Source organism: Saprospiraceae bacterium, from assembly GCA_016717265.1.
In the GTDB taxonomy this organism is placed as follows: domain Bacteria; phylum Bacteroidota; class Bacteroidia; order Chitinophagales; family Saprospiraceae; genus Vicinibacter.
The window spans coordinates 2,902,200-2,918,146 of record JADKFX010000001.1; the positions used below are offsets into that span (position 1 = coordinate 2,902,200).

Annotated in this window: 13 protein-coding genes; 6 read left to right on the top strand and 7 right to left on the bottom strand. The window is 32.4% G+C overall.

Features of this window, described 5'->3' with window-relative positions; translation table 11 throughout:
* Positions 1-2,274, bottom strand: coding sequence for a T9SS type A sorting domain-containing protein (locus IPO86_11430; protein MBK9728721.1), 2,274 nt, complete (start codon positions 2,272-2,274; stop codon positions 1-3).
* A 307-nt stretch (positions 2,275-2,581) separates the two neighbouring features.
* On the opposite strand from IPO86_11430, the gene IPO86_11435 reads away from it, so the two are divergent.
* From IPO86_11435 to IPO86_11450, 4 genes are all read left to right on the top strand, one after another.
* Positions 2,582-3,073, top strand: coding sequence for a TlpA family protein disulfide reductase (locus tag IPO86_11435; protein MBK9728722.1), 492 nt, complete (start codon positions 2,582-2,584; stop codon positions 3,071-3,073).
* The gene (locus IPO86_11440; protein ID MBK9728723.1) at positions 3,070-3,663 is read left to right on the top strand and encodes a thioredoxin family protein; all 594 of its coding nucleotides are present in this window, start codon (positions 3,070-3,072) and stop codon (positions 3,661-3,663) included. The genes IPO86_11435 and IPO86_11440 overlap by 4 nt, the downstream gene beginning before the upstream one ends.
* Before the next feature lie 225 nt (positions 3,664-3,888).
* The gene (purL, locus tag IPO86_11445) at positions 3,889-6,108 is read left to right on the top strand and encodes a phosphoribosylformylglycinamidine synthase subunit PurL (protein ID MBK9728724.1); all 2,220 of its coding nucleotides are present in this window, start codon (positions 3,889-3,891) and stop codon (positions 6,106-6,108) included.
* 20 nt (positions 6,109-6,128) lie between these two features.
* Entirely contained in the window at positions 6,129-7,229 is a 1,101-nt protein-coding gene (locus tag IPO86_11450; protein MBK9728725.1) for an AhpC/TSA family protein, read from the top strand.
* A 37-nt stretch (positions 7,230-7,266) separates the two neighbouring features.
* Here IPO86_11450 and IPO86_11455 read toward each other — a convergent pair whose 3' ends face one another.
* The gene (locus tag IPO86_11455; GenBank protein ID MBK9728726.1) at positions 7,267-8,034 is read right to left on the bottom strand and encodes an RNA methyltransferase; all 768 of its coding nucleotides are present in this window, start codon (positions 8,032-8,034) and stop codon (positions 7,267-7,269) included.
* A gap of 17 nt (positions 8,035-8,051) precedes the next feature.
* Here IPO86_11455 and IPO86_11460 point away from each other — a divergent pair, with 17 nt between their 5' ends.
* A complete protein-coding gene (locus tag IPO86_11460) occupies positions 8,052-10,400 on the top strand; it encodes a BamA/TamA family outer membrane protein (GenBank protein ID MBK9728727.1) in 2,349 nt (782 codons plus the stop codon).
* Here IPO86_11460 and nth read toward each other — a convergent pair.
* From nth to IPO86_11475, 3 genes are read right to left on the bottom strand one after another with little or no spacing between them, the layout of a single operon-like run.
* Positions 10,397-11,035 carry an endonuclease III gene (nth, locus tag IPO86_11465; GenBank protein ID MBK9728728.1) on the bottom strand — a complete coding sequence of 213 codons (639 nt, stop codon included), beginning with the start codon at positions 11,033-11,035 and terminating at the stop codon, positions 10,397-10,399. The genes IPO86_11460 and nth overlap by 4 nt on opposite strands.
* Positions 11,032-12,075: a hypothetical protein gene (locus tag IPO86_11470; protein ID MBK9728729.1), complete on the bottom strand. Its 1,044-nt coding sequence runs from the start codon at positions 12,073-12,075 to the stop codon at positions 11,032-11,034. Before IPO86_11470 ends, nth begins: the two co-directional genes overlap by 4 nt.
* Positions 12,059-13,123: an RluA family pseudouridine synthase gene (locus tag IPO86_11475; GenBank protein MBK9728730.1), complete on the bottom strand. Its 1,065-nt coding sequence runs from the start codon at positions 13,121-13,123 to the stop codon at positions 12,059-12,061. The genes IPO86_11470 and IPO86_11475 overlap by 17 nt, the downstream gene beginning before the upstream one ends.
* A gap of 42 nt (positions 13,124-13,165) precedes the next feature.
* On the opposite strand from IPO86_11475, the gene IPO86_11480 reads away from it, so the two are divergent.
* The gene (locus IPO86_11480) at positions 13,166-14,365 is read left to right on the top strand and encodes an aminotransferase class I/II-fold pyridoxal phosphate-dependent enzyme (protein MBK9728731.1); all 1,200 of its coding nucleotides are present in this window, start codon (positions 13,166-13,168) and stop codon (positions 14,363-14,365) included.
* Between the two features lie 70 nt (positions 14,366-14,435).
* Here IPO86_11480 and IPO86_11485 read toward each other — a convergent pair whose 3' ends face one another.
* Both IPO86_11485 and IPO86_11490 read right to left on the bottom strand, forming a co-directional pair.
* A complete protein-coding gene (locus IPO86_11485; GenBank protein ID MBK9728732.1) occupies positions 14,436-14,930 on the bottom strand; it encodes a metallophosphoesterase family protein in 495 nt (164 codons plus the stop codon).
* Positions 14,927-15,895 (bottom strand): zinc-binding dehydrogenase, encoded by a 969-nt coding sequence (locus IPO86_11490; protein MBK9728733.1) that lies wholly within the window; start codon positions 15,893-15,895, stop codon positions 14,927-14,929. Before IPO86_11490 ends, IPO86_11485 begins: the two co-directional genes overlap by 4 nt.
* Positions 15,896-15,947 lie beyond the last annotated feature (52 nt).

The following is a 15,947-nucleotide window of genomic DNA, read 5'->3' on the forward strand; positions in this document are numbered from 1 at the left end:
TTAAATTTTAATCCATTTAACATAAGCTAATTGATTAATAGTTTGAATTTTGATAATATAAATACCACTATTTAAAGATACCAAATGATCTTCATAAGAATTCATGGAATCGACGATAACAGAAGAATATAAATTGCCAACAACATCTAAAATTGAAATTCGGATAGGTTTTAAAAAAGAATTTTTAACTTTAAATATACCAGACGATGGATTCGGATATATTTCAACATAATCTTTGAGCAAATTAATATTATCCACACTTCCATCAACTTTAAAAGTAGTTGTATAGATGCCAAGACCTCCTCTTGAGTTACCGGTCACCATATCCAATATACCATCATCATCAATATCTGCCAAACTGAGGGTTATGCGCTCCCCTTCTTGTACGTTTCCATAGGTTGAATCTACAATCGAAAAATTTCCTTGCACATTGCCTTCTACATTATCAATAATTTTTATTTCGCCAAATATATTTCCTGAGAAGAGCTTATAGGTACCTTTAAAATCTATTACTTCAGGACTGGTATAGGATTTGGAAGAAAATGAATTAACAATTACCTTACCCAAACAATTTGTGTTGGGCGGTTTAAAATAATCGGGATCAAAATGAGGGACAGATTTAGTGCCCATATTTTGAAAATAATAAAAACTTCCACATGCCTGATTATTTGAATCGTTTGTATTTAACCTTGTCCCTGATACAATATCTAACAAACCATCTCGATTAAGATCCACTAAAAACGGACTACTATTACTTCGAACGGATAGATCCTGAAAGGGATAAATCGGTTTATTAAACTGAAATAATTTATTTTTACCTGCGATGTTTTCACAATAAAAAAATTGACCTTGATTCTCTCCTACTAATAAATCTAAGTCACCATCACCATCCAGATCACCTATTGTAGGTGAAAAACTATGATGAGCATCAGAACCCAAAGAAAAATAATTGAAATTTAAATAATTACTATCGACCAATTTATATTTAGGTTGCTGTTTATTCCCAATGTTTTCAAAAAGCACTAACCGTGCATTCCGCAAATTTGAGGATCTTATAAAGTATCCTTCTGTTCCAACCAATATATCTGTTAATCCATCCTGATTATAATCTAAAAAACAAGGATCTGACCCAGAACCTAAATCAATCATCTCAGAAACAAACATTGCACGGGTTTGCAACTCAAAATTGGGTGCTGTTGCTTTTCCAGTATTTCTATAATACGAAATATTATTTGCATTTTCTGAAATAGATCTTTGATTTGGTGCAATCAACAAATCTCTTAATCCATCATGGTCAACATCTACATCATAGGCACCTAAAAAAGTAGCAATATTTACAGAATCTTTTTTAGCTGGCCAATAGGTCAATTGATTGGTCATCCATGCTTGTGAATTTGTACCTCCATTGTATAATGCAATTACTCCATTGTTCGTAAGGTCTCCAATAATCAAATCCCGAAGTGAATCTCCATTTAATTCCACACTCAGCACTGTAGAACCAGCATGCCGGGTAGTAATTTCTGGACTCAAGAAACTCGCACATTCATCCATTTTACCACTCAATTTTATTTCAGCATTTAAACCACTTTCGATAAATTTTCCATAACAGCGATCAGAGATAACAAAAGCAAGTGTATCTTTTGAATAGGCCCTTTCCTTTACAACATTTTGAAACCAAGTTACCCGATTATTTCCAGGCTCGTAGGTTAATATATCCAAATCACCATCTCCGTCTACATCATCAATTGAAGGCAGATCTGAATAATCAATTGGTATTTGAACGGAAGAACTCCCCCCCGTTGGAAAATACAAAACTTTAAATTGCTTTTTCATATCAAATTTTGAAAAAACTATTTTTTGATTTTCTAAAGAAGCAGTATATACTTCAATACCAGCAATACCTTCTGTGTTAAATGCACAACTAAACAGATCCATTAAACCATCGTAATTATAATCTTTAAAAACGACCCAATCTTTTATTTTCGGAAATATTTGTTTGTATTGCGGAGCATATCTATACTTTTTTGTAGAAACTTCAAAAAGCATAGGAATCAAAATATCACCAGCCCGATCAAAAATGACAATATCATTAATTCCATCTTGATTTAGATCAAACTCTCCAATTTGAGCATTATCGACACCCCCTGATAAAGGATTTTCCAACAGTTTGTCCTGAATAGTTAAAAAAGAAACATTTTTATTTTCTAAAATCTGGCTGTAGGCTATATTAAACAGGCTAAAAAATGAAATACAGACTATTGCAATTACTCTCATTTGATGTATTTACTATTATAAACGAACAAAATTAATGATTTGCGCTTAAGAAATCAATCTAAATAGTGGCTAGCAATAAATTTAAAACATTAAGTAGATATTCAACATTATTGAAATATTGCTAAAATTAGCGAAATTGAAAGTTGCATCCTGGAAATCGCCATTATTTTACATAAAAAACCTAAAAGTTTGCTTTAATCATTCTGATTCCTTCAGATTTCGTTAAAAAAGCCTTAAAACATAGATTTTGAACTAAAATTTCATAAATTGATCAAACCAAAATAAAGCAAATTACGTTTAAAAAAAGATGTCGCATAAAATTTTACTATTAGTACTTTTCTTTAACCAAAATATATATGGCCATCTAAATGCACAGCAATCAATTCCTGTGGTCAATACTAAAGAATTACTTTCCTTAATAAATTCCCAAGATGACACTTTGAGAATATTTAATTTCTGGGCAACATGGTGCAAGCCTTGTGTTCAAGAATTGCCATTTTTTGAAGAATTAAATACAAAACGTAAAGAAGGTAAATTTGTACTTTATTTAGTAAGTCTTGATTCTAAGGAGAGTATTCAAAAAAAATTAGTCCCGTTTATTAAGAAAAGGCAACTTCATTCTACCATTATTGTATTTGATGGTGGAAATCCAAATGTTTGGATTGATCAAATTGAACCAAATTGGACAGGTTCAATACCAGCTTCCTTATTCATATATCAAGGAAATCGCCTTTTTGCAGAGAGTCCATTTGAGAATTTAACAAGTATTGAAAATTTTATAAATCAATTTAAATTATGAAAAATATTTTAATTACTCTAGGAATCTTTTTTTCCTTGGCAAGTTTCCTAAATGGACAAGGTTATCAAATTGGTCAAACAGCTGAAGACTTTAGCTTAAAGAATGTCAACGAGAAAATGGTGAGCTTAGCGGATTACAAGGCTGCTCAAGGTTTTGTTATTGTTTTCACTTGTAATCATTGTCCGTATGCAAAAATGTACGAGAAAAGGATCATCGATTTGCATAAGAAATATGAAAAGAAAGGATATTCGGTAATTGCAATTAATCCGAATGACCCAGAAGTAGTTCCAGAAGATAGTTATGCAGAAATGGTAAAAATTTCAAAGAAGAAAAAATACCCTTTTGTTTATCTATTAGATGAAGGTCAAAAAGTATACCCAAAATTTGGTGCAACCAAAACGCCTCATGTTTATATTTTAGATAAAAACTATGTTGTAAAATATATTGGTGCAATCGATGACAATCCAAAAGATGAATCTGCTGTACAGATTAAATATGTAGAAAATGCAATAGATGCATTAATAAAAGGCTCAAATCCTGATCCAGCGGTTACAAAAGCTATAGGATGCAGTGTAAAAAAGAAAGCATAATGATTACAATTTTTGCACGATATACAAATTGACTAAAGCGCTTTGATTAAATAACATTCGTTTATTAATTTCCCTATGATTAAAAATTATAGGGATTTTTAATTTAATGTAAAGAACCTAACCCAGTTCAATTCAAAGTAAAAAAACAAGAAGAGAATGTTATTAGAATATTTTAATATATAATTGATTCATTATCTTTGCGATTATTGAAACCAATATTAATTCATGGACATTCCAAACATCGAAACGGCTGCCAAATTAGGACTATCAGCAGCTGAATATCAACTGATTATAGACATATTAGGAAGGGAACCCAATTTTACAGAACTGAGTATCTATTCGGTTATGTGGTCTGAACATTGTTCATATAAAAATTCAATTCTTCAATTAAAAAAATTACCACGCAAAGGATCTAGACTTTTAGTCGAGGCTGGAGAAGAAAATGCTGGTTTAGTGGACATTGGTGATGGTTTGGCTTGTGCTTTTAAAATTGAATCACACAATCATCCATCTGCCATTGAACCTTACCAAGGTGCCGCAACCGGTGTGGGAGGAATTCATAGAGATATTTTTACTATGGGAGCAAGACCCATTGCAGCATTAAACTCACTGCGTTTTGGCAATCTCCAAAATTCTCATACCAGGCAACTAATGAAAGGAGTGGTAAAAGGAATTGGCAATTATGGCAATGCATTTGGCGTGCCAACGGTTGGCGGAGAGGTTTATTTTCATAATTGTTACAACCAAAATATTTTAGTAAATGCAATGTCTGTGGGTATCGTTGAGCATGGCAAAACGGTATCTGCCAGCGCAGATGGACCAGGGAATCCAGTTTTTATAGTTGGCTCTTCAACAGGAAAGGATGGAATCCATGGTGCAACATTTGCTTCCGCGGATTTAACGGAAGATTCTGCACAAGACTTACCTGCGGTTCAAGTAGGAGATCCATTTCAGGAAAAATTATTGTTAGAAGCTAGTCTGGAAGCCATAACTACAGGACAAATTATAGGAATGCAAGACATGGGTGCGGCAGGGATTACCTGCTCAACATCAGAAATGTCGGCTAAAAGTGGAACCGGTATGAAAATTTATCTTGATTTAGTTCCGACGCGGCAAAAAAATATGCAACCATTTGAAATTCTTCTATCTGAATCACAGGAAAGGATGCTTGTTATTTGTAAAAAAGGTGGAGAACAACAATTATTAAAAGTATTTGAAAAGTGGGATTTAGAATGTGTTCAAATTGGAGAAGTCACTGATACCGGAAGATTAGAATATTTTATGCAAGGAATTAAAGTCGCAGATGTTCCGGCTTTTTCATTGGTTTTAGGAGGTGGAGCACCGGTTTACGAACGCGAATCAAAGAAGCCAGGATATTTTGAACTAATTGAAGCTTTTGACCCAAAGCAAATACCAGAACCTGAAGATCTGATTGGTATCAGTAAAACCTTAATTTGTTCTCCTAATATCGCCAGTAAAAATTGGATTTTTGAACAATATGATAAAATGGTTCGAACAGGGACCCTGAATTCTGTAAAGCAAGCTGATGCAGCTGTTATTAGAGTAAAGCAGAATGGAAAAGCGCTTTGCTTAACAACCGATTGCAATTCCAATTATGTTTATTTGAACCCATATATTGGAGGTATGATTGCGGTTAGTGAAAGTGCCAGAAACATAAGTTGCTCAGGTGGAATTCCAGTAGCTATTACAAATTGTCTAAACTTTGGCAATCCTTATAATCCAGAGGTTTATTGGCAATTTGAACAAGCATTAAAAGGTATGCGTGAAGCTTGTTTAAAGTTTGACACTCCTGTAACGGGAGGAAACGTAAGTTTCTATAATCAAACAGTCAATAAGGATAAAACAGAACCAATTTATCCTACACCTACAATTGGCATGCTCGGATTAATGGAAGATCTAACGTTATTTACCACCTTAGACTTTAAGGAAGAAGGTGATTTAATCTATTTATTAGGTGTTCAAAATAACAATCTAGCGATTTCAGAGTATTTGCAGCTTATACATGGAATTATACATGCACCGGCCCCTTATTTTAATTTGGATGAAGAATACTTAGTGCAACAAACAATTCAAAAATTAATAAGAAAACACCTTATTAAATCGGCACATGACGTTTCCGAAGGTGGAATCTTTTGTTCCCTTGCAGAAAGCAGTTTTGCTAGTCCTAAACTTGGATTTGAAATTCAAATTCCGGCGGGTTTTAGAAAAGATATCTTCTTGTTTGGAGAAAGTCAAGGAAGAATTTTAGTTTCTATTAAACAAGAAGATAAACAAGAATTTGAATTAATTTTGCAACAAAACAAGCAATTATTTTATTTAATTGGAAGCGTAATAAAAGATAATTTTGTGATAAATGATGTACACTTTGGTACAAATAAAGAATATTTTGAACTAAATTATGATTCCATTTCAAAACAATTTTAACAATACATATTTTAAGATTTATGAAAACCCGTATACAACAATTATTATTTTTAACACTTTCTGTAATTGTTTTTTCTTGTAATCAAGGAAATCAGATTATTGGAAATTTTACAAATGCATCTGACATTTCGATCTCACTCGATAGAATTGGATTAGATAATTCTGCAGTTGCAATCGATAAAACAGAATTTAAAGGGGGAAGCTTTAAATTTCAACTTAAAGAAGCAAATAAACCTGGTTTATATAGAATCACCATGGGACAACAAAATTTAATATTTGTGCTTGATGGCACCGAATCAAAGGTAGAGTTTTCGGGAAACTATAATGAATTAGGATCCGGAAAAGTCAGTGTAAAAGGATCCAGTGCATCGGAAGAGGTCTTTGCCACAATTGCTGAATTAAGTGGTTCACAACCAAATGTAGAAAAAGTAAAATCCAAGATAGCGGGTGCAAAAAGTCCTTTAGCTGCTGGCCTACTTGCGGTTCAATTTTTAGGATTTAGAGCAGATTTTCTGCCTGTGCATAAAGAAATTGTAGTTAAATTAAAAGAAAAATACCCAACTTCAGAATTTACTAAAACCTATGAGTCATTTATTGTTCAAACTGAACAAATGGCCAGTGTGCAAGATGCAAATGAATCCATTAAGGTTGGGATGGATGCACCAGATATTGAGCTTCCTTCGCCAAAAGGGAAAAGTTACAAATTATCAGACCTAAAAGGAAAAGTAGTGTTATTAGACTTTTGGGCTAGCTGGTGTGGTCCATGCAGACGTGCAAATCCGCATGTTGTAGATGTTTATTCAAAATATAAATCCAGGGGATTTACTGTTTATAGTGTTTCATTAGATGGCGTGGACAGTCGCACGAAAGCACAATTAGGTTCTGACTCACAAATTAAAGATTTTACAGACAGAGCTAAAGAAGCTTGGGTTTCTGCTATCGAAAAAGACAAATTAAGCTGGGATACCCATGTAAGTGATTTAAAAAAATGGGAAAGTGATCCAGCTAAAAGATATGGAGTACAATCTATACCAAAAACATTTTTAATAGGTAAAGATGGCAAAATAGCCGCTGTAAATCCACGTGAAAACCTTGAAGAAGAGTTACTTAAAGCGCTCTAAAAAGCACAACTTTTCAAAAAATAATGGCTCTTGTAAATTAGTTATTTGGAGCTCTTGGATCTGCAAACCAAGCCATTAAAATAGAGCTAGCAATAGCTGCATTAAGCGATTCCGCGCCTAGAGATTTGTTAGAAGGAATGGATATTGTTTTGTTACAAGAATTAATTATGGGATCAGACAAACCCTGGGCTTCATTTCCAATACAAATCAATTGACTGCCTGTTTTTTCAATTTCGTAATATGGTTGCCCATTTAAAACGGTTGCGAATTTATTTATATTTTTAAAATCGATCAACATTTGATCCCATGAACAATGTATTACCGCGACCCTCATAATACTTGACATGGTAGCTTGCACACATTTATTATTAAAAGGATCTACCGTATCTAAAGAACAATATATCTGCTGGATTCCAAACCAATCTGCAGACCTAATAATACTTCCCAAATTACCAGGATCCCTTATTCGATCTAAATATAACAAGACATTACTTTGTGGAGTCCTGTTTACATCAATTTCTGGAAAATCAAAAACGGCTAACACTTCATCTGTGCTTTTTAATGACGAAACTGCATGTAACACACTTAATTCAACGATTTTCAATTTAGGATTATGATTTTGCAAATCGGATTCATTATTCAAAGCCCATGTTTTAGTCGCACAAATCATTTGCAGTTTATCCGGTGCTGTTTTAATCAAATCAAGAATAAGCCTTGAACCTTCAGCGATAAATTGTTGCCTTAGATATCTTGTTTTCTTCTCTTTTAGCGAATTAATCCACAATTTTTCTGATTTACTTAGCATCTTTGTTGTAACAATTTATGAATCATCACAAATTTAATATATTATTTGCATTATCCGTTTTCTTATGTAGTTGTAATACGACCAGATTATTACAACCTAACGAGCTCCTGCTTAAATCAAACAAAATTGAAATTGAAAATTTTAAATCATTAGAAACTAAAGTCAGCTTGAATGAGCAACTTTCCACTTTATACAAACAGAAACCAAATCGAAATTATTTTCTTTTTGTTCCTCGGGAACATCTCTATTACAAGTATGTTATTAAAAAACAAAAAGATAACTGGATTACTAAAACATTGGCAAAACAAAGCGAAAAACCATCTATATTAGATACTTCGCTTTGCACAGCAACCAGGAATAACATCTATAATTATCTTTTCAATATGGGTTATTTTGCTGCAAATTGCAGATACGAAATCAAGTCGAAAAATCAAAAAGCAAGTGTAACTTATTATGTTAATCCAGGGGAGCGATATATAATAAATGATATTCAATTCTTAGCTGAAGATTCTAGTATTCAAAAACTTTTAGAAGAAAATCAAGAAGCATCATTTCTTAAACCCGGAAATCCATTGGATAATAGCTTATTTCAAAGTGAAAAAGCTAGAATCAGTGAGCTGCTATTTAATAACGGATTTGTAGAATTCAATCCAATATATATACAAACGCTGGACGTAGACACGATACATTTGAAAGCAAATATTAAATTAAATATAATTAATCCTGAATTCAAATCAAGACATACACAATTTACAGTAAATAAGATAAATGTAAATCCGAATTACAAACCAAGCGATTCAACAAAACTGATTCATACGGTTCAAGATTCTATTGATTATCTCATCGATCCAGAAAATAAGTTTGTTAAATTAAGTGTTATATCTTCTAAAATTGGCTTTCGTCCAAACACTATCTCAAATAAATCCTACATTGACGAAACATATGATAAACTTTCAAGATTAGGAATTTACAGATTTGTTACCATCGAGCCCAAAATTGATTCTTTAGATCCAACTAAAATAAATTATAATATTTTACTTACCTCCCATAAAAAATGGGTTTTTGACTTTGGAGCTGATTTGAATTATACTTCCATCAAAACGACCAGTAAAACATTATTTGGGGTATCTGGTTTTGTCCTTTTAAAAAACCGAAATCTATTTAAAGGTGCGGAAAGTTTTACAACCAAATTTGAGGTAGGAACGGAATTAAATCTTTTTAATTTAAATAAATTTAATTCTTTAAACTTTCACTATAGCAATGAACTATCACTCCCAAGCTTTTATGATATAACAGCTAGTTGGCGCATTGCACGGTTTTTATTTAGACCATTTACTAAATTAAAGGACAGGCCTGACTCTCGAACGAATTTAAAAATTGGAGCAGATTATGAAAATTTGGTCGAACTCTATAAATATACAAGTTTTAATACAAACATTGAATATGAATGGCAAATTAACAGGAGAAAACGGGTTTCGCTCCATACCTTAGGATTTTTTCTTTACCTGCCTACAACAACAGATACCTTTAATTCCATTTTAAAAAACAATCCTTTTCTGGAAAATAGTTTTAAAGGTCGTAGAATTTTAACATCCTTCTTTCTTGATAATTTTACATTTTACTATCAAAGTAAGTTAAATAGAAAATCACAACATGCTTTGATAACAAATTTTAATATCTCCGGACTTGAAGTGCAAGCATTAAACAATTTATATAAATTTACAAGCTCTAAAAATGATACATTTTCGTTCGGTGAATTTGAATTTTCAAAGTTCATTAGAGGCGAAATTGATTATAGATTCTATTATTCTATATCCGAAAAGAGCAGACTCGCTACTAGATTCTCCATTGGATATGTAAGCCCTTTTGGTTTCAGTAATTCAGTACCTTATATAAAACAATTTTATGTAGGTGGCCCTCAGAGTTTACGAGCCTGGAATATTCGTGAAATAGGGCCTGGAAGTTACAATTTAAACACGGCTAACATAAATAATCGCCAAACATATTTCGCAGCTGGCGATATAAAACTAGAAAGTAGTATAGAATTCCGCTTTGATGTAATTTGGCGAATTAAGGGTGCATTTTTTATAGATGCTGGAAATATTTGGCTTTTACCCGATGCATTCAATGAAGATAAAAAAGGTATCATCAGCAAAAATCTACTAAATGAAATTGCAATCGGAACTGGATTAGGTGTCAGACTTGATTTAAGTTATTTCTTATTTAGAATTGATGCAGGTTTTAAACTTAGAAATCCATATGAAACCGAAGGAAAACATTGGATCTATTCAAACAAATATCCTGTCAGTTTGAAACACTTATTTGAAAATTATACCCTCCATCTTGCCCTAGACTACCCTTTTTAACTTAGTTTCTTTCCAAATTTTAAACAGATTGGACAAGTTTCTATATGGTGCCCTCGTGCTTGGCAGTATTTTCTACCATAATAAATAATCTGCAAATGCACTTTATTCCAAATTGACTTATCAAATACTTTCATCAAATCCAATTCCGTTTGAACCACATTCTTTCCTGAACTCAAACCCCACCGATGCGCAAGTCTATGGATATGTGTATCTACTGGAAAAGAAGGGACTCCAAAAATTTGAGCCATAATTACAGAAGCTGTTTTATGGCCAACACCTGGTAAGGATTCTAAATCTATTATGTTGTCAGGAATTTCTCCATTAAATTTTTGAATCAAAATCTCAGACAGTCTGTTTATTGCCTTAGATTTAGTACCAGACAAACCACAAATTTTTATAATTTCTTGTATTTGTTCAATGGGAATTTGCACCATCGCGTTTGGATTGTCTGCTAAAGCAAATAATGCTGGAGTTACTTTATTAACTCTCTCATCGGTGCATTGTGCTGATAATAAAACCGCGATTAATAATGTAAATGAATTCTGATGGAATAATGGAATTGAAGGTTCAGGAAACAAATGATCCAGAATCTTTGCAATTTCAATGGCCTTTTCTTTTTTACTTAATCTTATCACTCCTGAATATTATTCAAAAATAAAAGCGTGTCGATACCATCCTGATACTCCATTAATTCCGGATGATGACAGTGTCCCAATTTAATAGTAGCAACGGAAGTCAAAAGTGAATTAGAGGCCACACATTGTATTTTATTCAAATCAGAATTAATATTAGAATCAAGCATATCTAAATTTGAATAATAGCTAAAATTAATAGTAGCAATTGGAGGATTCAAACTTTTATCTTCAACCCATAATAAACTTTCACCTTGCAGAAAATGTTTATTATTTAAACAAAGAAGTGCAAATTGATAGTCATAGTTATTCCTATATTTTGTATTCTGTTTCACATATCTATAATGCGTATCCAGAATGTTGATTAAATTTTCAATTGGATAATCGAATGGCAAATATAAATGGCCTACATTTCTACATCCCAATCCAAAATAAGAATAGATATCTAATCCAAGTTTTACTAAATCTTCCACTGATTCTTTACCACTGAGAACCGCAATACTATTTCGATGAGATCGAATAATGCATGGAAATTTTTCCAGATATGTTCTAAAATGATTTGTGGCAAGAGACCCACCTGTTGCAATCAATGCATCTACATCATTTAGCCTTTCAACAAATGATATCTTTGGATGCTCACTTCCACTAAGAATATTAATTTGTTCGTAAATATACTTTGATAAAATACTATCCTTAGTTGACATTTTAATGTATATTTCACACCCAAAACACAAACAGCAAAGTACATCATGAAATGAAACCAGCGGAATATTTCCTGCTGCTATGATACCAAGCTTTTTAGATGACCTGATTTTCCTAATTTGATAGTTTGAAATCCATATTTTCAATTTATCTTGATCTAAATAATTTTTTACAATTAAGTCAATCATTCTATTGACCTCTAATTTTGTAAAATAAGGGTTGTGATATTCTGCTTGAATTTTAACATTTTCAAAATCAACATTTTGTTCGGTTAGAATTTGTTTTAATCCGCCGCAAATATTTAAAAATTGGTCAAAATTCATTTCATTGTTCTTCATCATTCAATAAATCCTTTCTAAAACTAGTATAGTGTCTCCATTTATCTAATAATTGCTTAAAATCAGCTGGCATATCAATTTCGAAATAAAGCGCTTTATTTGTAACGGGATGTATAAAACCTAAACTCCGAGCATGCAGTGCAAATCTCGGCAACAGTTTATAACAATTCAAAACAAATTGTTTATACTTATTAAAAATGGTACCTTTTACAATTTTATCACCCCCATATTTTTCATCATTAAACAATGGATTTCCAATATACTTCATATGCACCCTGATTTGATGTGTTCTTCCCGTCTCTAAAACACATCTGACAAGGCTTGTATAATAGTAGCTTTCTATCAACTCATAATGAGTCGTTGCATTCTTGCCTTCTAAACCATCTGCAAAAACGAATTGCCGTTGTCGATGCTTTGGATCTCTACCGATGTTTGCTGTTATTGTACCAGATATTGGACTTGGCTCTCCCCAGACTAAGGCATAATATTCTCGCTGAATTGAATGATCAAAAAATTGTTTTGACAAATGTGCATGCACAAAATCTGATTTAGAAATTACCAGTAAACCTGAAGTTTCCTTATCAATCCTGTGGACTAATCCAAAACGTTCTTTCTCTGTAATATTTGATCTGGCATCAGCCGCCCGAAAATGATATGCCAATGCATTTACTAGTGTACCCGTATAAACTCCTGCAGCAGGATGGACAATCATCCCGGGTTGTTTGTTAATCACCATCAAAGACTCATCTTCGAAAATGATATCAAGTGGAATATTTTCAGGAATTATTCCAGAGTGGTCAATGAGTTTTGGAATTCTAACATTTATTTGTTCTAGTCCACTTAATTTATGACTTCGTTTTACTGTCTTTCCATTTAATGTTATGAGTCCTGCGTCAATTGAATTCTGTATTCTATTTCTGGATATTTTTGAGAATTTGCTTACTAAAAAATGATCCAAACGGATTGCCGATTGACCTTTATCAACGACAATTTGCATTTCTTCATAACTTTCTTCTTCATTTGTGTCAAAATTTTCTATTGGATCTTCCATAATCTTGAATATAATATTGAAATTTGTATTTAAATAAAATTAATGAATTCCAAACCATTTAAACATTTAGAATCTCTGTGTGCAGCAGAAGCAAAAATAAGAATTACTACACAACCACACAAAATACCGCTTTTTGCCAGCTCTGCATTTAAATTTGAAAGCATTGAAGATGGCATTGAAATTTTTAAAAATCAGCCAGGTTCTCATGTATATACCCGATATGGAAATCCAACCATTGAAGCGGTTGCACAAAAAATTGCTAATTTAGAAGTTTTTGGTTCAGATTTGGCAGCATTTGGTCTTTTGACTAGTAGTGGCATGGCAGCTATTCATTTAACAATTCAAACAATTTTGAAACCTGGAGATTCGATATTAACTCAAGGAAACCTATATGGTGGGACTACAGAACTTTTCAACAAAGTTTTTGGACCTCAAAATATTAATATAGAAATTATTGACTTTGGAGCTTTAGATAATTTAGAACAATCAATTTCTAATCTAAAGGTACAGCCTGTCATTTTTATTGAAACACCTACGAATCCTACCCTACAATGTATTGACATCCTAAAGGTATGTCAAATCGTTCACAAATATAAAGGTTTGGTTATTGTTGATAACACATTTGCTACCCCCGTAATTCAACAACCTATTCTATTAGGTGCAGATGTTGTAATACATTCAACTACTAAGTTTTTACACGGCCATGGGGTCTCAACAGGTGGCGCCATTGTAACAAGTAATGAAAACTTATTTAAGGCAATATGGGAAACCCAGAAGTTGGTTGGAAGTAATTCAAACACATTTGATGCCTGGCTTGTAAATATCGGATTAAAAACGCTTGTATTACGAATGGAAAAACAATCTGAAAATGCTTTGCAACTAGCACATTATCTTTCAAAACACCCAAAAATTAATAAAGTTCATTATCCAGGCTTACCAAATGATACCAATCATCAACTAGCTAAACAACAAATGGAAAAATTTGGAGCGATGTTAAGTTTTGAAGTTGGTTCTGAATATCAGGATGCAATAAATTTTGCAAATCGATTAAATCATTGTGCTTTGGCTCCATCTTTAGGTGAAACAGATACGATGGTTTTACATCCTGCTTCAATGTCTCATTTAAAAATTCCTAAAGAGACCAGACTGAAATATGGAATAACAGACAACTTAATACGATTTTCAGTAGGAATTGAAAATATAGAAGATATTATTGATGACATTGAACAAGCTTTAGCATAATAAATAAAATGTTATCTTTTATTATTACGATTTATAATTTATTTGTGCTAAAACGTATACAATAGACTTCTTATTGATTATTTAATTCAATTACTTCCATATCTTTTATTTCTGCTTTATCAATTGTAAAGCGCATTAAAGTTCTAACTTTTTGAAAACCTGATTTTCCGCATGCTCCAGGATTAATATATAATACTTGATGTAATTGATCAAAAGCCACTTTTAAAATATGAGAGTGACCACAAACAATAATGCCTGGTTTTTCAATTTTAATAAGTTCTCTCACCTTTGGATTATAGCTTCCAAATTTTCCTGCAATATGTATCAATAATACTTTAAAATCTTCAGCTTGAAACAGCTCATGTTCTTTTGTTATCGTTCTGATTTTATGATCATCAATGTTTCCAAAAACGATCTGTGTTTTTTTAAATTCCTTCAGCTGATCAACAATTTGTATAGATCCAATATCACCAGCATGCCAAATTTCGTCACAACTTTCAAAGTAATTGAAAACTTTCGGGTCCAAATAAGAATGTGTATCAGATAACAATCCTATTTTAATCATTCCTTAATCTTAAGTACTAATTTCCCAAATTGATTTCCAGATTCCATTTTTTTAAATACTGTTTCAAATTCAGTAAAGGCAGATATACTATCTATAATAGAAACTAATTTATTAGCTTCTACAAATTCCAACATTTCTTTAAATTCATTTTGTGTACCCATCGTGCTCCCAAAGATTGATAATTGCTTCCAAAATATCTTTTGCGGGCTTAATCCATCAATGATACCTTGTGTGCCGCCATAAATACAAATTCTGGCACCACCATTACAAAGATTAAGTAACTTCTGAAATGATATACCTGCAGCACTATCTATAATAATATCAAAGCCGCCAGACTCCTTCAACAGTTCAACATCCCAATCAGAATGTAAATAATTTACACCATGAATTGCTCCTAATTGTATTGCCTTTTCAATTTTGTGATCATCAGAAGAGGTTACAAATACTTTTAATCCAAACACAACTGCAAACTGCAAAACATGAAGTGCTACCCCACCACCGATCCCATGAATTAAAATAGTTTCACCTGCTACAGGTTTACATTTTGAAAACAAAGCCCGATAAGCTGTAATTCCAGCTAAAGGCAATGCAGAAGCTTCTGCATCCGATAAATGCTCAGGAACTTTGTAAATATATTCTTCAGGAACCGATACAAACGTTGCAAAACAACCATTCTGGGGCAGTCCCAAAATCTGAAAATCATCGGATTGCACAGCATTATTATTGCCCCAAAAAAATCCAGGATTCACAAGGATTCTAGTTCCATTTAAGTATCCGCAAAAATCGGAGCCAGGGATTATAGGAAATTTAATTTTTGCGTATTTTCCTTTAGATATCCAAAGATCTCTATGATTAATCGAAGCATGTGAAACTTCTACAATATCATAACCTTCCTTTAATTCAGGCATTTGGGCATCCTGAATTAATAACATTTCATCCTTACTTCTAAATTGTATTGCTTTCATAATTATGCAAAAATAAAAAAAGTGTCCTCATAATAAGGACACTCTACTTTAT

What these genes read in the sequence shown, in the direction of transcription:
- purL (MBK9728724.1), top strand. Translation starts at nt 3,889, where the DNA reads ATGGACATTCCAAACATCGAAACGGCTGCCAAATTAGGACTATCAGCA.
- IPO86_11450 (MBK9728725.1), top strand. Translation starts at nt 6,129, where the DNA reads ATGAAAACCCGTATACAACAATTATTATTTTTAACACTTTCTGTAATT.
- IPO86_11485 (MBK9728732.1), bottom strand. Translation starts at nt 14,930, where the DNA reads ATGATTAAAATAGGATTGTTATCTGATACACATTCTTATTTGGACCCG.
- IPO86_11430 (MBK9728721.1), bottom strand. Translation starts at nt 2,274, where the DNA reads ATGAGAGTAATTGCAATAGTCTGTATTTCATTTTTTAGCCTGTTTAAT.
- IPO86_11480 (MBK9728731.1), top strand. Translation starts at nt 13,166, where the DNA reads ATGAATTCCAAACCATTTAAACATTTAGAATCTCTGTGTGCAGCAGAA.
- IPO86_11490 (MBK9728733.1), bottom strand. Translation starts at nt 15,895, where the DNA reads ATGAAAGCAATACAATTTAGAAGTAAGGATGAAATGTTATTAATTCAG.
- IPO86_11470 (MBK9728729.1), bottom strand. Translation starts at nt 12,075, where the DNA reads ATGATGAAGAACAATGAAATGAATTTTGACCAATTTTTAAATATTTGC.
- IPO86_11475 (MBK9728730.1), bottom strand. Translation starts at nt 13,123, where the DNA reads ATGGAAGATCCAATAGAAAATTTTGACACAAATGAAGAAGAAAGTTAT.
- IPO86_11460 (MBK9728727.1), top strand. Translation starts at nt 8,052, where the DNA reads ATGAATCATCACAAATTTAATATATTATTTGCATTATCCGTTTTCTTA.
- IPO86_11440 (MBK9728723.1), top strand. Translation starts at nt 3,070, where the DNA reads ATGAAAAATATTTTAATTACTCTAGGAATCTTTTTTTCCTTGGCAAGT.
- IPO86_11455 (MBK9728726.1), bottom strand. Translation starts at nt 8,034, where the DNA reads ATGCTAAGTAAATCAGAAAAATTGTGGATTAATTCGCTAAAAGAGAAG.
- IPO86_11435 (MBK9728722.1), top strand. Translation starts at nt 2,582, where the DNA reads ATGTCGCATAAAATTTTACTATTAGTACTTTTCTTTAACCAAAATATA.